Source organism: Emticicia sp. W12TSBA100-4, assembly GCF_040253585.1.
Lineage (GTDB): Bacteria > Bacteroidota > Bacteroidia > Cytophagales > Spirosomataceae > Emticicia.
In genome coordinates this window covers 43,011-68,106 of the sequence record NZ_JBELAU010000002.1, presented here as the reverse complement: position 1 = coordinate 68,106, position 25,096 = coordinate 43,011, and the positions used below count along the sequence as shown (strand labels likewise).

Here is a 25,096-nt window from a genome sequence, read left to right as displayed (position 1 = left end):
AAATACATTGCTTTTCTACATATAACGATGCCCGACAATAACAATACTTTTCGCAAAAAACAGCCACCCAAAAACCCCAATGCTCCCCGAAATCCTTCGAGTAGTAAAAGCGGTGGTACACAAGCTTCGCTTAATTTTAATGTTAGTAAAGAAAGTTATCAACTTGCTTTGGGCATTTTTTTGCTGCTTTTTTCTTTGATTTTACTGCTTTCGTTTGTCTCTTATCTCTTTACTGGCGATGCCGACCAAGATGTGGTTCAACGTACTTTCTGGACTTCCATCAAGCAAGGCGACAAAAAAGCCGCTAATCTTATTGGTTTACTGGGAGCAAAACTCTCTCATTTTTTCATCTTTGAGTGGTTCGGGCTTTCGGCATTTGGCTGGATTCCTGTCACAACTTGGGCGGGTTATTGGTTAGTAACAAAAAAAGATTTATTACCATACAGTTTCAATCGTTTTACGTTTTCGAGTATTTTTTATATAGTCTGGACAAGTATATTTTTAGGGTATTTTATTACAGTTTTTGATGCCTCAGGTGGTACAATCTGCGGTGGTTTGGGCTATGCTGTCAATCAATTCTTCCAGCAAGCAATGGGCTGGGGTGGTATTTTTATCATTATTTTACTTTTGGCGGGTTGGTTGATTTTCTTTCACGGCTATACCGAAATTGACGATTGGTTTTTTGCCAAATATTTCAAACGTGACCCTCGTGAAGATGTAGCCACCGAACGCATCCGCAAGGCTGTACAGGTTGAAGATGATGAAGTTTTTGAAGAAGAAAACCCTAAAGATAACTCTTTCAGACATACGCCTGTTCCTCAGCCAGTTGTACAGAAAGAAGAAGCAAAAATTGATTTCTTGAAAATCAGCCGAGAAGATATTGACGTACCAAAACCTTTTGAAGAAAAGAATCTTTCGCTCGAAGTTGAAGAAAAACCCAAAAATACTTTACCGAATGAGCCATTTAAGGGCAGTCCAACGCTCATCATTGAAACAAATCAGGAAGAAGAAGATGTTTTTGAAGACGATTTAGACACAGATGATGTAAACGAAAAAGTGTTGAAAGACTTTGGACTTTTCGACCCAACGCTTGATTTGGGTAATTATCAATATCCGCCAATTACGCTTCTGAGCGAATATGGTAATACTGGCACGAAAGTAACCGAAGAAGAACTCGAAGCTAATAAAAACAATATTGTAGAAACGATGCGAAACTTCCAAATCGGAATTGCGAGCATCAAGGCTACGATTGGACCAACTGTTACGCTCTACGAAATCGTCCCCGAAGCAGGTATTCGTATTTCGAAAATCAAGAATTTGGAAGATGATATTGCCTTAAATTTGGCGGCTTTGGGCATTCGTATCATTGCTCCGATGCCAGGAAAAGGAACGATTGGTATTGAAGTTCCGAACAAGAACCGTGAAATGGTGACGATGAAATCGGTCATTGCGAGCGATAAGTTCCAAAAATCGAACTTCGATTTGCCGATTATTCTCGGAAAAACGATTTCAAACGAAATTTTCGTGACAGACTTAGCCAAAATGCCTCACTTACTCATGGCGGGTGCGACTGGTCAAGGTAAGTCAGTTGGTTTGAATGTTATTTTGGCTTCGTTACTTTATAAAAAACATCCTGCTCAAATCAAATTTGTGTTGGTTGACCCTAAAAAAGTAGAGCTTACACTTTATAACAAAATCGAGCGACACTTCTTGGCGATGCTTCCAAATGCAGAAGAGGCCATCATTACCGACACGAAAAAGGTTGTTTACACCCTCAACTCGCTTTGTATTGAAATGGATAATCGCTATAATTTGCTGAAAGATGCAGGTGTACGAAATTTGAAAGAATACAACGCCAAGTTTATTCAACGAAGATTAAATCCAGAAAAAGGACACCGTTATTTACCATATATAGTGCTGGTAATTGACGAGTTGGCCGATTTGATGATGACCGCTGGCAAAGAAGTTGAACAGCCAATTGCTCGTTTAGCTCAGTTGGCTCGTGCGATTGGTATTCACTTGATTGTGGCTACTCAACGCCCTTCGGTCAATGTAATTACGGGTTTGATAAAGGCCAATTTCCCTGCTCGTTTGTCGTTTAAAGTTACTTCAAAAATCGACTCTCGTACAATTTTGGACACTGGCGGCTCTGAGCAATTGGTAGGAAACGGAGATATGTTACTTTCAATGGGGTCTGATATGATACGTTTACAATGTCCGTTTGTCGATACTCCAGAGGTCGAAGATATTTGTGAATTTATTGGTTCTCAGAGAGCTTACGAGTCTGCTTATTTATTACCAGAATTTTATGGCGATGACGAAGGAGAAGCCACAGAATTTGATGCTTCTGAACTTGACCCAATGTTTGATGATGCCGCTCGATTATTGGTTGCACACCAACAAGGAAGTACATCGCTTATTCAACGAAAAATGAAACTCGGCTATAACCGTGCTGGTCGTATTATTGACCAACTCGAAGGGGCAGGAATCGTTGGGCCATTTGAAGGCAGCAAGGCTCGTGAAGTTTTGGTAAAAGATATGGAGCATTTGGAGGAAATTTTAAGAAAATTGCGTTAAAAACAACCAATTGAATTAATTTTGCGTCTAAATTGTTTTAAGAAGTACGTAATACTTTAATCCATTTCCTAAAAAATACATCTAATACTATCATTAGAAGAAAATTAACCATTATAAAGATGAAAAAAATACTTGTTTTAACTGCGAGTTTATTGATTGTTAGTAATTTGGTAATGGCTCAGAAAGACAAAAAAGCAACTGCTATTTTGGATGAAATGAGCAAAAAATACCAAACAATGAAGTCGTTTAGTGCGGCTTTCACTTACGGAGTTGAAGGAACAAACGCAAAATTGACCGAATCATACAAAGGTGATGTAACCGTAAAAGGTGCAAAGTTTCGCTTAAAAATGTTAGGTCAAGAAGTTTTTACGAACGGTAAAGAACTTTACAGTTATACAAAAGAAACCAACGAATGCCAAGTTTCGGAGTTTAATCCTGCTGAAATGGACGCACTTTCGCCGACAAAAATTTATAGCATTTACAAAAAAGGTTATAAATATGTATTTGTAGAAGAGGTTAAAGAGGGTAGCCAACTGTATGAAGTAATTGAGCTTTCGCCAGAAGACAAAGGAAGCAAAGTAGCGAAGGTACAAATCAAGGTTGATAAAAAAGATAAGTCAGTAAAATCTTGGAAAGTATGGGACAAAAATGGCAAACGCACAGTTTTTCGTGTTGATAAATTTATGCCAAACGCCCCTGCTGACGATAAAATCTTTACATTCGATAAAAAGAAATACCCAGGTGTAGAAGTTGTTGATTTACGATAATAATTTACGTGTAATATTTGAGAGTAATATTGATTTGGAAGTCTGATTTTTAAATCAAGAGCTCAAAAAATATTTCATATGTTATAAAAACGAAATGGCTGCTTTTGGGCAGCCATTGTTAATTATAAAGAAAGTAGTAATTAATTTATTTCTTGCTCACAACCTTACTTTTTACACCAACCCCCAACTCAACATCTTTTTTTACTTTTTTCGTGTCGGTGTTTAGTAATTTAATACCATCTGATTTATCACCCATTACTTTCAGTAATACATCTTTATCCGCACCGTATTGAATATTATTCAACACAACGTTTTTGCTGTTTTGCACTTGCATAACTGTTTTGTCGTTGGTCAAAAGCGTAACGTTTTTCAGAGAAATATTTTCAGCTTCGACGCAGACTAAGCCTTTGTTGGCTTCAATCATAGCATTTTCGATATTGATATTTTTGATGGCCATTTCTGGTAAACCTCTTATCAAAATAGCAGTTTCAGCACCTTTACACACGATATTTTTGATATAGAAATCCTTGAATTGTGGCGTGCCTTCGTTCAAGGGCTCAGCTTTGATGGTTGGTAATTCGTTTTCTTTGCCATCGGCACGCACGGGGTCTTTTGCGGCATAATACATATCAAAAAGAATGGCTTCACCTGGGATCTCGGTCATGTTGATGTTATTCACATAAATATTTTCAACCACACCACCACGGCCACGGGCAGTTTTGAAACGCAAACCCACATCCGAACCCATGAAAGTACAGTCTGAAATGAACATATTTCGTACACCGCCCGACATTTCCGAGCCAATCACAAAACCACCATGTGCATGATAAACAATACAATCTTTGATGATAAAGTTTTCGGTCGGAACACCACGTTTGCGTCCTTGCTCATCACGGCCCGATTTTATTGTAATTCCATCATCGCCCGTATCGAAAGTACAGCCTTCCAAAATACCATTTCTGCACGATTCTAAATCAATGGCATCGCTGTTTTGAGCATACCAATAATTCTTTACGGTTACGTTCTTTACCGAAATGTGTTCGCAGAGTAGGGGGTGCATGGTCCAAGCAGGTGAATTTTGGAAAGTTACGCCTTCAATAATGATATTTTTGCAGCGTGTCAGACTCAACATATTCGGACGAAGAAAATCTTTGTACGAGGCCAACTCTTCAGGCGTAGGTTTTACGCCGTTCAATATTCTACCTGCATTTGGAATCATGTTTCCTTTCAACGATTTTTCTGATGGATACCAGTTATTTTGTTTTTCGTCTGTCACACCACCTGATTTTAGCAAATTTGCCCATTGCCCAGCCGTTTGTTTTTCTCGTTTGATGGCACGCCAAACATCACCACCACCATCAAGTACTCCTTCGCCCGTAATGGCAATGTTCTCTAAATCAACGCCCCAAATAGGTGCTTGACAACGGTAAGAATCTTGCCCTTCCCAAGTAGTCAGCACGATTGGATAATCATCATAATTTTTACTGAATTGAAGCAAAGCTCCTTTTTCGAGGTGAAGATTTACATTGTTTTTCAATACAATTGGGCCAGTAACCCAAAGCCCTTTTGGTACAAAGACTGTTCCGCCACCTGCGGCATTACAAAGCTCAATTGCTTGGTTGATAGCTTTTGTATTCACTGTCAAACCATCTGCTTTTGCTCCATAGCTGGCAATATTGAATGTATCTTTTCTGAAAACTGGACGATAAGTAAGCGGTAATTCGTAGGCGTATTTATCATTAAATTCTGTCTTTTTCAAGAAGTTTCTTAATGGATGCCCATTTGCCACAAGGCCTTCGGCTACCAATCCAGCCATTAATTTTGCCCCATAATAAGTAAAATGTGTATTGTCTTCAAGGCCTTTCGGGAATTTTGGATAAATACCAGCAGCGATATTCATGAAAATTTTCTTTGAACCTTCAACGCCATGTTGTTCAATCACTTTTTGGCTCGCAGCATGCATATCAATCAACGCAATGTTGTATTGTTTGGCTATTTCACGCACCACAACTGGATATTCGCCGTGCTGGTCAACGAACTTTCCTGACTCATCAAATTTTCTACGCATCACAGGCGTAAGAATCACTGGCGTTGCTCCTTTGGCTTGCGTTTCTTCGATGTAGCGAATCAGGTTTTTGCGGTAATCGGTTTGGGCGGCTGCGTAGCGAGTTGTGTCCGATTCTTTTTGGTCGTTATGCCCAAATTGGATGAAAACGTAGTCGCCTTTGTGCAGTTGGTCATGTACTTTTTTCCAAAGTCCTTGATTACGGAAACTTTTGGTACTGCGGCCATTTACTGCGTGGTTCTGAATCTCTACGGCATTCGTAAATAATTCGGGAAGTACTTGTCCCCAACCCGTTTCGGGAGCATCATAAGGGTTTTTATTGGCACAAGTGGAGTCGCCAATCAAGAAAATACGTGGTTTTTCTTCGGTTGGACTAAAAGCCGAGTTTGCCCAAAACAAGGCAGTGAATAGCAATAAGCGGTATAGGGTTTTATTTTTCATGCGAAAAAATCAGATATATTATTTATTTACAGGATTCCATTTTCCATCAAAAGTCCAATCAATCGTAATTGCTTTTGGGTCTATTTTTAGGTTGTTAGCATACCAAGCAAAGTCGTTTCCTTTGCGGTGGCAGTTATAATAATAAACACGTTTTCCCCATTTGAGTTGTGTGGTTGATGATTGGTAAATTTCGGCATCGGCCATCTTTTCATCAAACCTACAATTAATTAGATAAAATTGTGCTTCTCGATGAAAACGCCCCAGCTTGTAGCCTTTATCGCCTTCAAAAGTACAGTTTTTCAACACAGTTTTTGAAGATTCGTAATTTGACCCATCGTGCCAAATGGCGGCATTCATGTTGTGGCAAACAAATTTACAGTTTTCGGCATAAGCCCAACCTCTGGGGCAGTAGAGGTCAACGTGGCCTTCCATCGTACAATTCTTGAAATAATACAAGCCTCCTTCTACGTCCCACGGACTAACTGTATCGCCACCACCCGCTCTGAAAGTACAATTAATGAAACTAAGTCGAGTTGCTTCTGGAAACGAACGAAACGCAAACTGATGCCCATCTTTTCTGACGATTTTTTTACCAGCCTTTTCACCTTCTTCTCTCGGTAAGGTGCTTTGGCTATTGCCTGCTTCGTTGGTGCAAACGATGGTTGTATCTTTCTTCGCATTGAAACCATAATCATTGATTACCGAAAGTTTCTCGAAAACCAAATCATGGGCTTTTACGTTGATGGTAGCTGCACCAAAATCATCTTTATTTTCACAACGCCACACATCTCTTGGGAGTGTTGTGATGATAATTACGCCATCTTCTGATTCTCCTTGTAGCTTCAAAAAAGATTTTGTAATCATGAGTTTCTCACGATAAACGCCATTTTTTATGAAAATAATCCTTTGTTTAGTTGAATTTGTATCTAAACTATTGATAGCTTCTTGAATGGTTTTGTATTTCCCAGAACCATTTTGTGCAACTGTTATTTTTTGTGCGAAAAGAGCATTACTTATCAATAAAAAGAAGTAAAAGAGGCTTCGTTTGTAGCACAAGTTTCTAACTTGTGTCGAGATACTATGTGTCATAAATTTTCTTTATAAAAATATTTTCTGTCATACACAAGTTGGAAACTTGTGTTACTTTCCCCATTTTGATACCCACGCAGGATAATCGGTTGAAAGAAATTTAGCTGGCCAAGTACCATAGTAGGCATAGCCAACACGACGTTCGTTTTCGATTTCGGCTAAAGTTGGTTTTGCGATGCTATCTCTACCAACAAAAAAGGGTTTATTGGTTTCGAGGTCGTAGAATCTCGCCCAAAGTGTAGAATTTGGGTCTGAAACCACAACTCTGTCTTTACCCGATGGCTGATTTGGGTCAGTTATATTTTCTACTTTAATACCTACAATTTTCACTGATTCCATCCAATCTGCTGCTGCATTGACTGCCTTCTTGATTTCAGCCGAAGGATTGTTGATGCTCATCAGAAAAGTACAAATTCCTACGCTTTCGTTTCCACTGATTGATGGCAACTCAAATGCACGAGCTTTGGCAGGTTTGAGCGTTACTCGGTCGTGTTGGGCACACCAAGCGGTGAGTTTGCCATTTTGTACAAATTGTGTTTTCAAGATACAATTTACACCTTTTTCAACTGCCATTTTGGCCTGTGAAACGAGCGTTTTATCAATCGTTTCAAAATCGTTTGTGCCTTCCGAAGCGTATTTCATTACCCACATCACATCAATCATGGCGTTATCGTTGTAGGTAATGTGCTTGCGATAACTGCTCGTATCTGGAAAAAATTGTCCCCAACCACCCGCAGGATTTTGTGCCGTCAGTAAATATTTTACGCCATTTTCGGCAGCTTTTAAGTATTCGGGGTTGTTGGTTTTCTTATAAGTCGAAAACAACGTTTTAATTTCGGTAGTAGTAGCTCGGTCGTCGATGCAGGCATCGAGTTTGTTTTTTTCTGATTTTAGTGTGGCTTTTAATGTTTCAGAAAGTGTTTTTGAATAATCAATGGCATTACCACCAGGTTGTGGCCAGCCACCGTTGTTGCGTTGGTAAAGCAACATTCGCTCGGCTACCGAATCTTTTGTAATTACAACCGAGGGTGTATTTGTTGGCGTAACCGTTGGAGTTACTTTTTTTGCTTGACAACCAAAAGCCAAACTTGCCAAAAAGGCGATTAGAGTGAAGAATTTTAAAGGCATTGGTGATTTTTAGATTAAACCGAATAAATTCGGCTACTATAATAATCAAAGGATTGCTATGTCAAAGTATCCGAATAAATTCGGTGTTTTTTCTAAAAGCGATGAATGAAAAAGAATGTAGAATAAGTTTTCTAATTCTACATTCTTAATTCTTCATTAAATTTAATACCCAGCGTTTTGCTTCAATTTTCCTTGGTACGCATCAACCGTTGCTTGGTCGAATGGGAAAAGCTCACTTTTACCAGTTACAAAGAATCTTGCAATACCTTGGTCGAGTGGCAAACCATCAATCAAGTTTCCAGTTAAGTGTTGAGTCCAGTCGAGTCTTGTCCAGCCTGTTGGAGCTGTTGTTGTTGTATTTGCTTTATAAAATGAATTTAAGAATTGTATTTCTTCTCCATTATTTCTCCAGAAAAGATATTGCGGGACATTTGCAAAAGCACCTCTTCTTGCCTTCATATCTGCGATTTTTGCACGAGTTTCGGCAATTTTTGTTGCTAAGAGATTCCAACGAATCAAGTCAAACTTACGGATACCCTCACTACCAAACTCTAAATAACGCTCATTGACGATAGCATTAAAAAACTCTGCTTTTGTGGTTGGAGTTTTACCAATCGCAGGGTTGTTTTTATTGGTGAACGCTCTTTTACGAACTTCTTCAAAAGCTGCAATTGCTGCGGCTGATGGGCTGCCGTTGAGTTCGTTTTCAGCCTCAGCAAACATCAATAATACATCCGAAAAACGAATCATTGGCCAGTTATAACCTGGGTTTAGAGCTGTTCCTGGTAACAAAGGCACACGCCAGTCTTTTCTGAATTTTCCGTCGGTCAATTCGCCTAATCTTCTTGGAGATTTGATGTTGGTTGCTGCAATCGCATAGTTGGTTACGGTTACATCACGACGAGTATCGGTTGAGTCGAAGGCATAGAAGTAGTTTGGCAAAGCCAGTAAACCACCACCTCCAGTTCCGTAACGAGAAGCTGCATTTACTGATGGGCCATTGTAATTTCCCATACGGCTATCAGAGTTTGAATTTGAGCCACCTGCACCTACTTCAAAAATAATTTCGCCTTGTGGGTCGTACTGAAATGAAGTGAGTTTTCTCCAAATATCTTCATAGCTTGGGTTGAGGGTGTGTTCACCTCTTTTGGCCATTAAGTCGGCACACTCGTCACGAGCTATTTTTATGTAAGTTAAATAGTCAGCGTTACGCTCCATTTTTCCATTACTTCTGAGTGCATAACCACCTCTAAACATCGCCAATTTTGCACGCAAAGCCTTCACTGCACCTTTTGTAATACGCTCGTTTCTTACGCCAGCTTCGGTTCTCCACGGCACGAGGTCGGTTGCAATTTTTAGGTCTTCGATGATTTTTGCATAAGTTTCGTCACGGTTTGCTTGCGGAATAAACAAATCAGTTTGTTTGTAAGCAGGCGTGAACGGAGCAGGCACATCGCCCCAGTTTCTGATTAACTCAAACATGAATTGAGCTCTGAGCGTCAAGGCTTCGCCGTGCAAACGACGTAATTCTTTTTTATCAGCATCGCTTCCGTTGGTATAAGCAGCCATGAGTGGAATCTGCTCAATGCAAAGATTGGCTTTTTCGATACCACGGTAAAGTTGCAAAAATGGGTTACGGAGCTCAGCATTTGTCAATAATAATTGATAACGACCAATGCCACGACGACCATTGTCGATGTTTCCCGAAACAATGATTTCATCAGAATCATACGGATAATACATATTGATACGAATTCCATAGCCATTATCGCCCATGAGTTCGTCATAAACACCGATTACAGCATTGGTGGCGTTGGGAACGTTTGAGAAAGCATCTGAAATGCTAATCTGAGATTTTGGCTGCACTTCTAAGAAGTCTTTACAACCGCTTATTGCCACGCCTGTGAGGGATAACGATAAACTCAGAATGGTTATTTTTTTGAATATATTTTTCATTTCTTAAATCTATTTTAAAATACTTCTTGAGGCTTTTAGAATGTTAAATTAATACCTGCTACCCAAGTTTTTGCACGAGGATAACCCGCAAAATCAACACCTTGCGTAAGTGGGTCAGAGCGACGAGTATTTACTTCAGGGTCATAGCCCGAATACTTAGTAAATGTCGCTAAGTTATTAACCGTTGCGAAAGCTCTCAATTTTGAAACCTTGATTTTTTTCAATAATGTATTTGGCAAAGAATAGCCCAAAGTAATATTATTGATTCTCAAAAACGAACCATCTTCAACCGCCCATGAGTGTAACCAGTAGCGTTGCACACGCACAGGCGACCAGATGGTTGCGTTGGCATTGATGGCTGCCAATTCAGTTGGGTCAGTAACGACTGTACCTTTATCATTGATGTTTGTCCAACGGTTTTCCATAAATTTAAGCATATTCAAGCTCGGAAACGCTCCGTCTGTCATCTCGATTTTATTCGCATTATAGATGTCGTTTCCAACCACCCAGTTTACAAAAACACTTAAATCGAAGTCTTTGTAGGCAACTTGGTTATTCAAACCACCAATAAATTTCGGGTTGGCGTTGCCAATAACCGTACGGTCTTTATCGGCCGTTACGAGTCCATCACCATCCAAATCTTTCCATTTCAACATACCAGGTTGTGGTACACCGTAAACCGAATTTACTGCAATCCCTGGCTTCAAGGTATAAAATCCTGTTGGTGTAGTAGAATTTGGATTATAATTAAAATCTTCGATTTTGTAATAACCATCAGTCACGAAACCGTACATCAAACCTACGGGCTGACCTACTTTTACTAAATAATCGTCAGTTCCGTCAGAGCCTTGCCAGCCTGAGTTACGAGTGAGTTGGTCAACCGTTCCGAGACTTGTTACGGTGTTTTTGTTGTTTGCAATATTGAAGTTTGCATTCCAAGTCAAGTCTTTTTTCTTGATGATGTAAGCATTCAACTGTAATTCAACTCCCTGATTGGTTGTAGAACCTAAGTTTCGGATTTGTGAAGAATACCCCGAAGTCGGAGGAATTGCCACCGCCAAAAGTAAATCTTGCCCTTTGTTTTTATAGGCATCAATCGTGACTTGGAAACGGTTATTCAAGAAAGATAAATCTAAACCGATATTTTGCGAAATATTCGATTCCCATTTCAAATCAGGGTTCGATAATGCTACGGGAGCGTACCCTGGCAACACATTGTGGTTGAGGGCATATTCGCCCGTTACGCCGTAGAGTTGTTGATAAAGCAAATCACCGATACGGTTATTTCCTGCCACACCGTAGCCAACTCTCAACTTACCATCGGTAATAATTTTATTTCCTTTCAAGAAACTTTCTTCAGAAAAACGCCAAGCCAAAGTTCCCGAAGGGAAAACCAATGCCCCATTGGCATAATTGAATTTCGACGAACGGTCAGAACGCAATGAAGCTGTTGCCAAATATTTGTCGGCATAGCCATAAGTTACACGACCGAATAATGAGAACAAACGGTTAGGAGGAGTCTGATTTGACGTTGGACGAGCCTGTGTTGCACCTGTTGGTGGTGAACCAAGCCCCATGTTGGCCAATGCTTGGTCGGCAGCAATATCAGCAGGGAAGTAGCGAGTTTCGATGTTCGTACTTTTTGCTACATTCTGATAAATTTCTTGCCCAATCAATGCACTGAAATCGTGTAATTTATTGAATTTCTTGGTGAATTGAAGCGTATTTGAGTTATTAATTGTTACGGCATTTTGTTGGAAAATCGAAGCCACAGGAAGTGAAGCGAAGTTACGAGCTGTACCCGTGATTTTGCTGAAAAACAAATCGTTTTGTGTATCGTTATTATCAATACCGACGGTCGATTTGAAAGTTAAGTTTTTCAAGATATTATAACTAAAATATCCGCTCAAGTTGATAGCTTTTGTGTAGGCCTTGCGGTATTCGGCTTGGGTCATCAAGATTGGGTTTACCAAGTTTCCTGATGAAATATAAAGGTTTTCGTCGAAATCATCTACTTCTGGATTTACCCCAACCAACAACGGACGATACTGCACCGAGTGACGCAAACGGTTAGTAGATTTTGTGCCACTGCCCGAAGTTCCCGCTCCGCTCACGGTTTGATTTGTGTAGCGAACATTGAAACCTACTTTTAATTTATCGCTGGCTTTGTGGTCCATCTTGAAAGTTGCCAAATAGCGGTCGAAGCCCGATTCGAGCAAAACGCCTTGTTCTTTGTTGGCTGTCAAACTCAAATTGTAGTTTGTATTGGCATTTCCACCATTAACAATCAAATTATGATTTTGGTAACTCGCTTGGCGACCAAAAACTTCTTCTTGCCAGTCGATTGCATCAACGGTTTTATATTGGTTGATGTTTTCCCAACCACCATATTGATTCGTGAAACTTGTTTCGGCCGCAACATCGCCACGGCTTCTTTCATATTGCCAACGCACGAAATCATACGGACTCATTACGTCGAGTTTTTTGAAAATCTCACGTACACCTGCTGAACCATTATAACTCACTGTTGTTTTGCCACCTTTACCTGATTTTGTCGTGATAATCACAACCCCGTTTGCACCTCTTGCACCATAAATGGCCGTTGAAGAAGCATCTTTTAGTACGTCAATTGTTTCAATATCTTGCGGAGAAATGAACGAAAGTGCATTTTCAACCTGAATTCCATCGACTACATAAATAGGGGAGTTATCTTGTGTGATAGAACCACCACCACGCACACGAATCTGAATATCAGCCCCTGGAGCTCCTTCAGAAGTGGTTACACGCACACCTGCCAAACGACCCGTGAGTGCTTCGGCGGCATTGGTCAACGGAATATCTTTGAGTTGTTTTGCTCCAACCGATGAAACCGAACTCGTTACATCACGGCGATTAATGGCATCGCCGTAGCCCATCACCACAACTTCGTCGAGGGTTTGAGTGTCTTCGTCGAGTTGAATGTCGAGATTGGTTTGATTACCAATCGAAACTTCTTTAACTGTATAACCTATCAAACTAACAATTAAAGAGCCATTCTTTTTGTCGGCAGACAGCGAGAATTCCCCTTTCGCATTCGTAGTAGTACCAGTTTTAGTACCTTTGAGCATAATTGATACACTCGGCAAACCTTCACCCGTTTTGGAGTCTGTCACTTTGCCCGAAATTTTCTGGGCTTGTGCCATCACCACCTGAACGGCTGTCAAGAGCAGTAGAATAAATAATTTTTTCATTGTAAAGTTAACAAAAGGTTTTTTAGGTGTTTTTTGAAAAATAGAGAAATAGAAAGCCCAACTATTGATATTTTGACAGGTTTTGATTGAATTTTTCGCTCAAAACTTGTCAAAATCAATAGTAAGTAATTGTATATAAAATAAATAATAGGTTATCTTAGCTCATTGATGGCCACGAAATCCATATCAGCAAAAGATTGGTTTTCGCCAGCCATTCCCCAAATAAACGAATAGTTGGTAGTGCCGCATCCTGAGTGAATCGACCATGGAGGAGAAATAATTGCTTGGTGGTTGCTTACCCACAAATGACGAGTTTCTTGTGGTTGTCCCATCAAGTGCAGCACGCCTTGGCCTTCCTGTACATCAAAATAACAGTAAACTTCCATACGGCGGTCGTGTGTATGCGATGGCATAGTATTCCACACACTTCCGTTTTGCAAAACAGTAAGGCCCATCACCAACTGACAGCTTCGGATGCCGTCAAGGTGAATGTATTTATAAATTGTACGCTGATTGGCCGTTTCTACTGCTCCCATGTGGGCAGGAGTAGAGGCATCTTTTGTCATTAATTGAGTTGGATATTCTTTGTGTGCTGGGCAAGAAAGAACAAAGAATTTAGCCGAATTTTCAGCATTTACACTACTAAAAGTAATATTTTTTGCACCTCGGCCTACGTACAAACAATCTAATTTGTTGACAAGATATTCTTGGCCATCGACTGTTATTCTGCCATCGCCCGCTACATTGATGATTCCCAACTCTCTTCTTTCAAGAAAATATTCCGACTTTAAATCTTCGTAAGTACCCAGAGTTAGAGTTTCGGTTGTTGGCATTACTCCGCCCAAAATCATGCGGTCGTAGTGCGAATAAGTTAGATGAATTTGGTTTGCGGAAAACAATGTTTCCATCAAAAAATTATTACGTAATTCTGCGGTATTCATTCCCGCCGTCTCTCTTGGACTACTTTCGTATCTTGTTTGCATACCCCCACCGAATCGTCGGACCGTCCCCTAAAGGGGAGTTTTTATATTGATTTATTAAAAAAATAGTTTGCTATGTAAGTCATTTATTATCAATAACTTACAAAGTAGATGATTTTATTTGAACTAAGGCTTTTATTGAAGATTAATGATTGACGATTAGCGATTGATGATTAGAAAAATAATCACTAATCTTAAATCATTTAATCTTCAATCATCGATATCCATAAAATGGTTTTACCTCCCCATCCATCCACCATCAACGGTCAAGATTGTTCCGTGTACATAATCTGATGCTGATGATGCCAAAAATACTGCTGGACCTTTGAAATCTTGTGGTTCGCCCCAACGACCTGCTGGAATTCTTGCCAAAATTGAAGTGCTGCGTTCGGGGTCATTTCTGAGTGCTTCGGTGTTATCAGTAGCAATATAGCCAGGGGCAATCGCATTTACGTTTACACCTTTTCCTGCCCATTCGTTGGCGAGTGCTTTTACCAAACTGCCAATTGCACCTTTACTGGCAGCGTAGCCTGGTACGTTGATGCCTCCTTGAAAAGTTAGTAATGATGCCGTGAAAATGATTTTCCCTGAACCACGAGCAATCATATCTCGACCAATTTCACGGGCTAAAATAAATTGTGAGTCAAGGTTGATAGTCATCACTCTGTCCCAATATTCGTCCGAATGTTCGGCCGCAGGGTTTCGCATAATTGTGCCAGCGTTGTTGATTAAAATATCAATGACAGGAAAATCGGTTTTCACTTTTCCAATAAATGCCTTGAGGCTATCACGCTCGCTGAAATCTGCTTGGTAGGCTTTAAATCTACGGCCGAGGGCGGTTATTTCTTGTTCAACCTGACTGCCATTTAATTCGATACTTGCCGATACACCGATAATGTCTGCTCCTGCTTCTGCCAAACCCAATGCAATCCCTTTTCCTATGCCTTTATTACACCCAGTTACGAGTGCTATCTTTCCTGCTAAACTAAACATGTATCGTTTTTATTTTTTCTTGTATAATAATGACCAAAATATGTAAAATTCCTTGAAATTTCTTTTATAGTACTTAATGTTGTTTATATTTGACTTTTCTAAGATGCAACAAGAATAGTTGATGTGCAAACATTTCTCCGACAATCTTTATGCAATCGTTATCGGGAACGTTGCCAAAATTCGCTTATGAATTATTCTGAATCAAATAAACTTTGATTTTTGTTTTATATACCTTATTTTTATGAGTATCTTGTGTAGGAAGAGGAGAGGATAAAATTGTACTTTAATAAGATTTGACGATTGGAAACAGTTACGATAAAAGATATTGCAAAAGCCCTAAACCTTTCGACTTCAACGGTATCGAGGGCCTTGCGTGGGAGTTATGAAATCAATGCCGAAACTAAACGGCTGGTGATGGAATATGCCGAAAAAGTCAATTATTCGCCTAATCCAATTGCCCTTAGTTTAAAAGAAAACAAAAGCCGAGCCATTGGTGTAATTGTACCCGAAATTGCCAATAATTTCTTCTCGCAAGCCATCAATGGCATTGAAGATGTAGCCAATAAGCGTGGTTATCATGTAGTAATTTTTCAGAGCCACGAGTCATATCAGCGAGAAATAACCAACATTCAGCATATCATTGCTCGAAAAGTAGATGGGTTGTTGATTTCTCTTTCTGGGCAGACAAACGATGTCTCTCATTTGCAGGAAATTCAACTAAAAAAACTTCCTTTGGTATTATTTGATAGGGTTTCTGATAAAATTGACGCTCATAAAGTAGTAGCTGATAATTTCGATGGTGCATTTAAAGCAACCGAACACCTAATTTTGTCGGGGCGGAGACGTATTGCCCATATTACAAGTCCGTCATTGTTATCAATAACCAAAGAGCGTTTAATGGGCTATCAAGCAGCCCTCGAAAAATACCAAATTCCTTACGATGAATCGTTAGTAAAATATTGTGGATTTGAACCCGAAGAAGCAAAAAACTTAATCTTTAATTTGATTAATGAACAGAAACCCGATGCCATTTTTACTACGAGTGATAGATTGGCTTTAGATTGTTTTTCGGCCGTAAAAGAGCAAGAGATTCTGATTCCCGAAGAGCTTTCGTTTATTGGTTTTACGAACCTAAAAGTTGCACATTTATTAGCACCTTCGTTAAGCACAATCGTGCAACCTGCCTTTGAAATTGGTCAGACTGCGGCCGAATTGCTACTTGATTCGATAGAAAGAAAACAGAATAATATTGAACAGTTTCGAACAATTAAGATTCCAACCGAAATGGTGGTGCGGAAGAGTTCGGAAATATAAATCTCAATACCCATACCACTCAGCCCACCAAGTTTGTAGCTGTCTTCTGATTTCATTTTCACGGGTATTATTACTTGGTTCGTAAAGTTTTGTGCCTTTTAGCTCATCGGGTAAGAAGTTTTGTTTCGCAAAATTTCCTTCGTAATTGTGCGAATATTGGTAGTTTTTGCCATAGCCGATTTGTTTCATTAGTTTAGTTGGAGCATTTCGGAGAGCCAATGGTACAGACAAATGAGACGTTTTTTCGGCCAAAGCAATCGCTGCTTCAATTGCCATATACGACGCATTTGATTTGGGTGAAGTTGCCAAATAAATAGCTGTTTGTGAAAGGATAATTCTACACTCGGGATAACCAATTACCTTCACGGCTTGCATACAATTATTGGCCATAATAACGGCTGTCGGGTTAGCATTGCCAATATCTTCTGAGGCCAAAATTAACATTCTTCGGGCGATAAATTCGGGGTCTTCTCCCGCAACTATCATGCGAGCCATCCAATAAAGTGCGGCGTTGGGGTCAGAGCCACGCAGAGATTTGATAAATGCCGAAATAATATCATAATGTTGTTCGCCCGATTTATCGTAGCGAGCAATGTTGCGTTGAGCAACTTCTTCAACTAAATCATCGTTGATGATAATTTCGGCATCGGGTGGATACGAAAACGTAATCAATTCCAGTAAATTCAATAATTTTCGTCCATCTCCTCCCGAAACTCGCATGAGTGCATCATAAGACTCTACTTTGATGTTTTTTTCTTTCAAAACCTCATCTTCTCGCAAAGCTCTGTCGGTCAGTTCTTTGAGTTCTTTTTGTCCGAAAGCCTCTAAAATATACACCTGACACCGAGAAAGTACTGCACTGTTGAGTTCAAACGACGGATTTTCTGTCGTTGCTCCGATGAGTGTGATTTGTCCTTTTTCAACGGCTGCCAGTAGCGAATCTTGTTGAGATTTATTGTAGCGATGAATTTCATCGATAAACACAATGGGAGGGAAGAGTCCCGAAGCTTTGCTGATAACTTCACGCAATTCTTTCACACCTGAACTCACCGCATTGAGTTGATGGAACTGGCGTTTGGTAGCTTCGGCAATGAGCAAAGCGAGCGTAGTTTTGCCAGTGCCTGGCGGCCCCCACAAAATCATCGACGGCACAAGATTAGCCTCAATGGCCGTGCGAAGAGGTTTGTTTTTACCTAAAATATGTTCTTGCCCAATATATTCATCTAATTTCTTGGGGCGTAATCGTTCGGCGAGTGGGGCTGACATATTTTGATTAGTCGTAAATGAAAAATTTAGTTAGTCTTAAAAATATCATGTACCAGTTATTATGTATCAGTTGCAACATCGTCCCAATCAATTATCTGATTTTTATCTGAATATCCATAATTTCTCACCCAGTTTAATGTTTTATGTCTTTCAAATGAAATATAAGAATCACACTGAGGAATTGTTTTTTGTAAACCAAAACTAATGTCTCTTAATGTTGAGGTTATTAATTCGTAAAATATGTTTTCTAAGAAAATTTTCTGCTTGTCAATTTTTATGAACTCTAATTTTGTGAAAAAATCATCTAAAGATTCACCAAATTTTGGAATTTCCTCATAAATTTCATCAAAATCAGTGGGTTCATTTGGGTCTAAATCTTTATTGTAAATTCCTAAAACCCAAGCAAGGATGCCTACTCTTTCTATTGCCCAAAAACATTCTCCGATTTCTTCTTCACTTAAAGAAACACCACCGAAAATATATTTTTCAGACTCAGCTAATTCGTCCCAAATTGTTTCTTTTTTCAACCACAGAATGAGTTTTGCTTTATCTTCAGGATTTTCAATCAAATAAACTATTGAATAAAAAGCATAAAGTCTTTTCCCTATTTTTTAGGGTTCTGAAAGTTTCAATTAGACTCATCTAAATAGGGAATGAAGTTAAAGTGACAATCATTGATATGTATTTTAGAAAGTTTACTTTGTAAATATTGCTTTTTATCTGAATGATTCATGTCCGTTCGTTTATTGGAGATTTATTTGCAGGGTTTAAATAATATTTGATTCTTGACTTCAAATATAAACCATTTTTTGCTTTTCAATTTTTAAAAACTATTTTTACAAACAAATACTTAACCTTGTTTAATATTCAACCTTATGGCAAAGAAAGCAGTTTCTACAAAAAAAGAAAAAACAACGAGTACCGAACAAGAAACATCTAAAAACGAATCACAAGAAGTAGCAGTTACTCCAACTTTCAACAAGGTTGAGCCGTTTAGTTTGTTGACTGATTATGATATTTCGCTTTTTCGCTCAGGAAAACACTACCGTCTTTACGAAAAGCTTGGCTCGCACGTAGTTCAGAATCAGGGAGTTACGGGGACTTTGTTTGCCGTTTGGGCCCCCAATGCCAAATACGTTTCGGTGATTGGTACGTTCAATGGCTGGAATCGTGGCGAACATCCGCTCAACCCTCGTTGGGATGGCTCAGGTATTTGGGAAGGCTGGATTCCGAACATCGGTAATGGAGAAGTTTACAAATATTTTATTGCCTCAAATACTGGTGCCGATATAGAAAAAGGCGACCCTTACGCATTGCGTTGGGAACACCCGCCAAAAACGGCTTCCATCGTTTGGGATACTTGGTATGAGTGGAAAGACCAAGACTGGATGAAAACCCGTCGTGCGGCCAATAATCTCAATGCTCCGCAATCGGTTTATGAATTGCACTTTGGTTCGTGGAAACGTGACCCATCGAACCCTGAAAGATGCCTCAGCTACGGCGAAGTGGCCGATACGCTTGTGCCTTATGTGAAAGAAATGGGCTTTACACACGTAGAGTTTATGCCAATCATGGAGCATCCGTATGAGCCTTCGTGGGGGTATCAGATTACAGGATATTTTGCCGCAAGTAGCCGTTTTGGTACGCCACAAGAGTTTATGTATCTGATTGAGCAGCTTCACATAAACGGCATCGGTGTGATACTCGACTGGGTGCCATCGCATTACCCTGGCGATGCTCATGGTTTATTTCAGTTTGATGGTACGGCTCTTTACGAACACCAAGACCCACGTGAGGGCTATCACCCAGACTGGAAAAGTTATATTTTCAATTACGGACGCTACGAAGTACGTTCATTTTTGATAAGTAATGCTATATTTTGGCTCGACCGTTTCCATGCCGATGGTTTGCGTGTAGATGCCGTGGCTTCGATGCTCTACCGTGATTATTCTCGTAATGCGGGTGAGTGGGTACCCAATGTGTTTGGTGGCCGTGAAAACCTCGAAGTGATTTCGTTGTTCAAAGAATTAAACGAAGAGATTTATCGCTCATTCCCTGATACTCAGACGATTGCCGAAGAATCAACGGCATTCCCTGGCGTTTCACGCCCAGTTTATACGGGTGGACTTGGCTTTGGCATGAAGTGGATGATGGGTTGGATGAACGACACATTGCGTTATTTCTCAAAAGACCCAATGTACCGTAAATGGCATCAGAATGATGTTACGTTTAGTTTGGTTTATGCTTTTTCTGAAAATTTCATGTTACCGTTTTCGCATGATGAAGTTGTTTACGGAAAAGGTTCTTTAATCGAAAAAATGCCAGGTGATGAATGGCGTAAGTTTGCTAATTTACGTTTGATGTACACTTATATGTTTACGCATCCTGGAACAAAATTACTCTTTATGGGTGGGGAATTTGCTCAGTTTGCTGAATGGAATTTTGAGAAAAGTCTCGACTGGCATTTGCTCGGAAATCAACCAAATAAAGGAATGGCTGAATGTGTGAAAGGTTTGAATAATCTTTATCGCTCGGAAGGTGCATTGTTCGATAAGCAATTTAGTCCTGATGGTTTTGAGTGGATTGATACCAGCGACCGTGAAAATGCCGTGATTGTGTATGCACGCAAGGGTTTCAACGAAAAAGAAAACTTGCTTGTAGTGTTAAACTTTACGCCAGTTCCACGCTCAAACTACCGAATCGGAATACCAGCGGCAGGAACTTATGTAGAGGTTTTCAATAGCGATAAGCAAGAATATTGGGGAAGTGGAACATTGAATGGCGAAGTACATACCCAAGCGATTGCCTCACACGGAAAAGAAAACTCTATCGAACTAACGCTTCCACCTTTGGGTGCGATTGTGTTTAAGTTGAAATAATTCAAGAGAAAACAAAGTGGCACACCTGTTTATCGGCTGATAATAAGGTGTGCCACTTTTGTTTTCGGAATTTTATGTTATCAGTACCTAATCACCCAATAAGGATTTCGTTGCATTTTTATACTATCAGTAATGTATTTTGAAATCAAGGCATTGAAATCCTTGTCATTGATTTTCTTGCCTTTCATTTTTGGTAAAACCAATTCTTTCTCCAGTTTCTTGAACTCTACACTTGTGGCTTCAATCATTAGCGTTCCATCATCAATATCGAGTTCGAGAATCATGCCTGGTAAGCCATGAAATTGCTCAGGACCACTCGCCACTGGAATATCACCCGTAAACCAAGCAGTTATCTTTTGTCCTTTTACTTTATCTTCCGTTACGGCTTTCATACAAATATATCCAGCCACTTCTTTGATTTGATTCATCACTTTCCATTCTATTTTCTGTAAAGAATCTTGTAGTAAGTATGTCTTACCCGACATCTCAATCATGTCGTTATGCTTTTCTAACTCAAAGTTTTTGTGCATTACCAGTTCTTCATTTCTGCCTTTATATTCCGTGCCTTCATACTCTTGTTGGTCTTGCCCCCAAGTATAAAGACTTTCTTTTTCATTGAAATAAAGATTAAGCTTCTGCTTAGTGTTTTCCTCATTTTTCCAAGTATTTTCCATTCTATCCTTTTCTTCTTGTGTCAGAAATGGAAGTTTCTTCATCATTTTTATCCAGTTGAGCTGATACTCATAATGTACAACTCCTTCGGTTTTTTGGGCAGAAACTACTCCCCAAATGGGGAATAGTAGCATATATAAAAAGATTTTTTTCATTTTGTAAGTAATTTATAATGAGTTGTTTATGTTTTAGAATTGCCGTATAAAATCGGCATTTTGTTTTTTCAATTCTCATCATCATTAGCCACCGAATAAATTCGATGGCTAAAATAATCAAAGGACTTTTGCTCTTTAGTACCCGAATAAATTCGATATTTAACATTCAAAAATTCGTCATTCGTACCTCGTAATTCCAAATTACCAACCACCACCGCTTCTACGCATTTGACTTTTCACGCCACGCATGTTGTACGTAAAACTCAGCATAAAATAACGAGCCAAAGTTTCGGTTCTTGATTCTGAATATGAATTTTGATTAGCAAACTGACTGATATTAAGATTACGATTCAAAATATCGTTGGCAGTCAGGCGAATCTCGGCTTTTTTCGATTTTCCGAGTTGTTTATAAATTGCTGCATTCCAAATTGGTTGACGCTGATTAAAACCAAAACGCTCATTGATGAAAACATTATAATTGATTCGAGTATTTAGGAAAAAATCTTTCGGGAATTTAACATTCATTTCACCACCAAATCTATGATTATAAATCGTCTGATTTTGAGCAGTATTGATTGAATACTTTGTGTTTGTTATACCAAAGTTAGCATTTCCATAGAAAGTAAACTTGTCAGAAGGTGTTAAATCCAATCTTACACCCGCATAATAACTCATGTTATTGGTTTCGTTCAAGATATTATTGATGTAAGTCAGGTTATTACCGTTGTTGACACTTCCGTTTAGGTTCATCGTTGCTTTTGTCTTTTTCAACGGAAAACCTAAGCCAAAATACGTACCCATATCAGTTCCTCCTGTAATGTTCATAGGCTTAGTAGTTGTTTTAAAGGTCTTACTATCAATATTTTGGTTGTAAATAATTTGGTTGACATTATAGCCATAATTTAAACCAAAATAGATATTCATAAAACTACCAGGGTTGTAATAATTGCCACCAAGATTGAAATTATGGTCGATTTGTGGCAAAAGGTCTGGATTTCCTTCTCTAATAAATAGCGGATTGCTATTATCGACAACTGGTTGGAGGTCTTTGATAGAAGGCTCAGAAACATTTGGCTCGTAGCTGAACCACATATAACGGTTATTTTTCAAATCAAGATTACCTTGAACATTTCCGAGCCAAGCAAAATATGTTTGATTAACAACTGTCTCTGGTTGTTTTGGTTGCATGAAATTGCCTCTGAGAGAAAACTGCTGCCCCGCAATCCCCGCCGAAATATTGATGCCCTTATAGTTATATCTCAAGCTTGTACCGACTCTGTTATACGAAATTGTATTTTCAAAATAACGAGTGAGTGAGTCAATCTGTAAATTTGATTCTAAGTTTATTACATCTCTATCAACCACGCTATTACGAATACTGAAATTATAGAAAGTTTCAGAAGAAAACTTCTTGCCAAATGGCTCAACGTACAACAAACTTGCTTTCCATTGGCTGCGGTCGCTTAAAGTTGCGTTAAATTGATTAATATTTCTCAATAAATCATTTGTACTGGTAATTTTAAAGAATTCATTGAGTGAAATTTGCGTTGCATCTCCATCTGAATTGGTAAAATTATACCCACCACTCATGGCAAATATTCTGCCCTTTTTCTTGAATTTATGTCTGAAAATTCCTGTTATTGCTGCCGCAGATGAGTTAAAGCCAGTTTGGTTATTGATAGTAGTTTGATTGGTTTTGTCATCGTTTCCTACAAAAAACTGTTGAAAACCATTATACCGAGTATTTCCTCGTGAAAGTTTTCCATTTCCAACAATCGTAAATGTATTTAGTGTATCAAGTGTTTTTTCTAAACGGAACGATACTCGGTGGTTATAATTTTCGTTACGAGTTAAATCTTTGTTGGAAGTTGCAAACGAAGCATTATTTTCTAAGAAATTCTGACGGCTCGAAAGAGCATCTAAAATCTGATTTTTACCATTAAAATAGTAGCTCGAACTTAATTTATTTTTCTTAGTATCGTAATTATAATTCAAACCTGCTGCATACGAATCGGTCAAACCTTGACCACGACCGCCACCCACGGGAATTGCTAAATCTTCGTCGCCTTCATCACCACCAAAATAATAATAGCGACCACCGCCACCGAAACCAAAGTCGGCATTATCATTCCAGTTGAAAGACTGACTCCCTCTAAAATCCTGAAAATCATCAAATCCCATACCTACCTGATTGGTATTATTTCCCAAACCAATCAACGAAAACTGGTTTTTTTGATCGAATTTGTTGTAATTCCCTTTTATTTCCATTCGCTCTTTATTGCCGATTCCAGCCGTAACCTTTCCAAAACCACCTTTCTTAAACTCATCTTTTAGCTCCAAATTCATGGTTTTTTCTTTCTTTCCATCGTCTATACCCGTAGCTTTTGCTTGTTCGGTTTTATCGTTAAAAACCTGCACTTTCTTAATAGCCTCTGCCGATAAGTTTTTGGTTGCCATTTTCGTATCGCCACCAAAAAACTGCTTACCATCGACCGTAACTCGTTTTACATCTTGTCCTTGAGCTTTGATATTTCCATCTTGGTCAACCGACATCCCAGGCAATTTTCTCAATAAATCCTCAACCGTCGAGCCAGGTGGCACTTTAAAAGAAGCCGCATTGTATTCAACCGTATCGCCTTTGATACTCAAAGGAGCTTTGGCCGTGCGGACAACTACTTCGTAAAGTTCTTTCATAATTGGCTTCAGTTGAATTTTTCCCAAGTCAGTCACAGCACCTTCAGCAGGAGTAAATTCTTGCTGATAAGGCAAATAGCCCATGTACGAAATTTTTAGTAGGTAAGTGCCACGCTTTACGCCTTTGATCTCAAATTGTCCGTCGTTTTCGGTGCGTCCGTAACTAACCAAAGCTGAGTCTTTTGGCGTAAGCAACATAATAGTAGCCGAGGGAAGTGTAGTACTCGATGAGTCGATGACCAAGCCTTTAACCGAGATTCTGGCAGGATTTTGAGCAAAGATAGTTCCGCTCGTGAGCAGACATAGGCATAGCATAGCCCGAATGATAGTAATAGCTTTTTTCATAAAAAGTGTTTTTGAATTTTTGTGGTGGAAACCGTTTTTAATGAGTCGTGATTTTTATAGGAATGTTGCACTGATTTTTCTAAATCGTATATTTCTTTCCATTATTCAAACTTACTTGGCTAACTAAGAAAAGTTACAAACAGATACGTAAATTTTTCGTAAAACTATTGTAAATGCCAGCTAAGAATATAAAAATGTGTTAAAACGATGAGAATTTGTGACGAAACCCAATGTTTTTTACAAATCAATAAGTCTTGGGAAAATAAAAGAATGAAGAAAAAAATAAGCGAAAACTGAAATGGGGATAATGTAAATGCTTTTTCATAAAAGTGTTTGACGGTTAATTGTGTTCTGGAAAAGTAACTAAGGCTTTAGTTGATAACGAGACAAAGGTATCAATATTTTAAAACCAAGAATCTTTTTTAAGAAAATTTAAGAAAAATTGAGTGAGTGGTTTTCGGAAGAGTTTTCAGAGGCATTATTGTTTTTAACCGTGACACGCTCAGCGTGCCACGATAAGCTAATTTGTGCAGAAATTTTGGAGA

15 protein-coding genes are annotated in these 25,096 nt (G+C 39.1%); 4 read left to right on the top strand and 11 right to left on the bottom strand.

The features are described from left to right. Positions 1-27 precede the first annotated feature (27 nt). Together ABR854_RS02440 and lolA1 are read left to right on the top strand one after the other, a co-directional pair. Complete coding sequence (locus ABR854_RS02440) at positions 28-2,577, top strand: FtsK/SpoIIIE family DNA translocase (RefSeq protein WP_350263758.1); 2,550 nt, start codon at positions 28-30, stop codon at positions 2,575-2,577. A gap of 119 nt (positions 2,578-2,696) precedes the next feature. Further along, positions 2,697-3,344, top strand: coding sequence for an outer membrane lipoprotein periplasmic chaperone LolA1 (lolA1, locus tag ABR854_RS02435; RefSeq protein ID WP_350263757.1), 648 nt, complete (start codon positions 2,697-2,699; stop codon positions 3,342-3,344). A 145-nt stretch (positions 3,345-3,489) separates the two neighbouring features. On the opposite strand, the gene ABR854_RS02430 is transcribed toward lolA1, so the two are convergent. From ABR854_RS02430 to kduD, 7 genes are all read right to left on the bottom strand, one after another. Further along, on the bottom strand, positions 3,490-5,850 hold the full coding sequence (locus ABR854_RS02430; protein WP_350263756.1) for a glycosyl hydrolase family 28 protein: 2,361 nt from the start codon (positions 5,848-5,850) through the stop codon (positions 3,490-3,492). Positions 5,851-5,868: 18 nt separating this feature from the next. After that, positions 5,869-6,939: a pectinesterase family protein gene (locus ABR854_RS02425; RefSeq protein ID WP_350263755.1), complete on the bottom strand. Its 1,071-nt coding sequence runs from the start codon at positions 6,937-6,939 to the stop codon at positions 5,869-5,871. Positions 6,940-6,990: 51 nt separating this feature from the next. Further along, positions 6,991-8,067, bottom strand: a complete 1,077-nt coding sequence (pelA, locus tag ABR854_RS02420) for a pectate lyase (RefSeq protein WP_350263754.1) — start codon at positions 8,065-8,067, stop codon at positions 6,991-6,993. Between the two features lie 162 nt (positions 8,068-8,229). Further along, complete coding sequence (locus ABR854_RS02415; protein WP_350263753.1) at positions 8,230-10,023, bottom strand: RagB/SusD family nutrient uptake outer membrane protein; 1,794 nt, start codon at positions 10,021-10,023, stop codon at positions 8,230-8,232. Between the two features lie 35 nt (positions 10,024-10,058). After that, positions 10,059-13,253, bottom strand: a complete 3,195-nt coding sequence (locus ABR854_RS02410; protein ID WP_350263752.1) for a SusC/RagA family TonB-linked outer membrane protein — start codon at positions 13,251-13,253, stop codon at positions 10,059-10,061. A 152-nt stretch (positions 13,254-13,405) separates the two neighbouring features. Further along, positions 13,406-14,236: a 5-dehydro-4-deoxy-D-glucuronate isomerase gene (kduI, locus tag ABR854_RS02405; RefSeq protein ID WP_350263751.1), complete on the bottom strand. Its 831-nt coding sequence runs from the start codon at positions 14,234-14,236 to the stop codon at positions 13,406-13,408. A 234-nt stretch (positions 14,237-14,470) separates the two neighbouring features. Next, positions 14,471-15,226, bottom strand: coding sequence for a 2-dehydro-3-deoxy-D-gluconate 5-dehydrogenase KduD (kduD, locus tag ABR854_RS02400; protein ID WP_350263750.1), 756 nt, complete (start codon positions 15,224-15,226; stop codon positions 14,471-14,473). Between the two features lie 300 nt (positions 15,227-15,526). Between kduD and ABR854_RS02395 the strand changes: the two genes are divergently transcribed. Beyond that, positions 15,527-16,540, top strand: a complete 1,014-nt coding sequence (locus tag ABR854_RS02395; protein WP_350263749.1) for a LacI family DNA-binding transcriptional regulator — start codon at positions 15,527-15,529, stop codon at positions 16,538-16,540. Between the two features lie 3 nt (positions 16,541-16,543). Here ABR854_RS02395 and ABR854_RS02390 read toward each other — a convergent pair whose 3' ends face one another. Then, positions 16,544-17,806, bottom strand: coding sequence for a replication-associated recombination protein A (locus ABR854_RS02390; RefSeq protein WP_350263748.1), 1,263 nt, complete (start codon positions 17,804-17,806; stop codon positions 16,544-16,546). Between the two features lie 59 nt (positions 17,807-17,865). Then, the gene (locus ABR854_RS02385; RefSeq protein WP_350264081.1) at positions 17,866-18,414 is read right to left on the bottom strand and encodes a DUF4272 domain-containing protein; all 549 of its coding nucleotides are present in this window, start codon (positions 18,412-18,414) and stop codon (positions 17,866-17,868) included. Between the two features lie 267 nt (positions 18,415-18,681). Between ABR854_RS02385 and glgB the strand changes: the two genes are divergently transcribed. Beyond that, positions 18,682-20,685 (top strand): 1,4-alpha-glucan branching protein GlgB, encoded by a 2,004-nt coding sequence (gene glgB / locus ABR854_RS02380; protein WP_350263747.1) that lies wholly within the window; start codon positions 18,682-18,684, stop codon positions 20,683-20,685. An 80-nt stretch (positions 20,686-20,765) separates the two neighbouring features. Here the strand turns inward: glgB and ABR854_RS02375 are convergent, their stop codons facing one another. Further along, entirely contained in the window at positions 20,766-21,512 is a 747-nt protein-coding gene (locus tag ABR854_RS02375; RefSeq protein WP_350263746.1) for a GLPGLI family protein, read from the bottom strand. Between the two features lie 201 nt (positions 21,513-21,713). Further along, positions 21,714-24,551 carry an outer membrane beta-barrel protein gene (locus tag ABR854_RS02370; RefSeq protein ID WP_350263745.1) on the bottom strand — a complete coding sequence of 946 codons (2,838 nt, stop codon included), beginning with the start codon at positions 24,549-24,551 and terminating at the stop codon, positions 21,714-21,716. Positions 24,552-25,096: the final 545 nt, after the last annotated feature.

Bases quoted from the DNA above. Each gene is read 5' to 3' on its own strand.
- ABR854_RS02440 (WP_350263758.1), top strand. From the start codon at position 28: ATGCCCGACAATAACAATACTTTTCGCAAAAAACAGCCACCCAAAAAC.
- lolA1 (WP_350263757.1), top strand. From the start codon at position 2,697: ATGAAAAAAATACTTGTTTTAACTGCGAGTTTATTGATTGTTAGTAAT.
- ABR854_RS02430 (WP_350263756.1), bottom strand. From the start codon at position 5,850: ATGAAAAATAAAACCCTATACCGCTTATTGCTATTCACTGCCTTGTTT.
- ABR854_RS02425 (WP_350263755.1), bottom strand. From the start codon at position 6,939: ATGACACATAGTATCTCGACACAAGTTAGAAACTTGTGCTACAAACGA.
- pelA (WP_350263754.1), bottom strand. From the start codon at position 8,067: ATGCCTTTAAAATTCTTCACTCTAATCGCCTTTTTGGCAAGTTTGGCT.
- ABR854_RS02415 (WP_350263753.1), bottom strand. From the start codon at position 10,023: ATGAAAAATATATTCAAAAAAATAACCATTCTGAGTTTATCGTTATCC.
- ABR854_RS02410 (WP_350263752.1), bottom strand. From the start codon at position 13,253: ATGAAAAAATTATTTATTCTACTGCTCTTGACAGCCGTTCAGGTGGTG.
- kduI (WP_350263751.1), bottom strand. From the start codon at position 14,236: ATGCAAACAAGATACGAAAGTAGTCCAAGAGAGACGGCGGGAATGAAT.
- kduD (WP_350263750.1), bottom strand. From the start codon at position 15,226: ATGTTTAGTTTAGCAGGAAAGATAGCACTCGTAACTGGGTGTAATAAA.
- ABR854_RS02390 (WP_350263748.1), bottom strand. From the start codon at position 17,806: ATGTCAGCCCCACTCGCCGAACGATTACGCCCCAAGAAATTAGATGAA.
- glgB (WP_350263747.1), top strand. From the start codon at position 18,682: ATGGCAAAGAAAGCAGTTTCTACAAAAAAAGAAAAAACAACGAGTACC.
- ABR854_RS02375 (WP_350263746.1), bottom strand. From the start codon at position 21,512: ATGAAAAAAATCTTTTTATATATGCTACTATTCCCCATTTGGGGAGTA.
- ABR854_RS02370 (WP_350263745.1), bottom strand. From the start codon at position 24,551: ATGAAAAAAGCTATTACTATCATTCGGGCTATGCTATGCCTATGTCTG.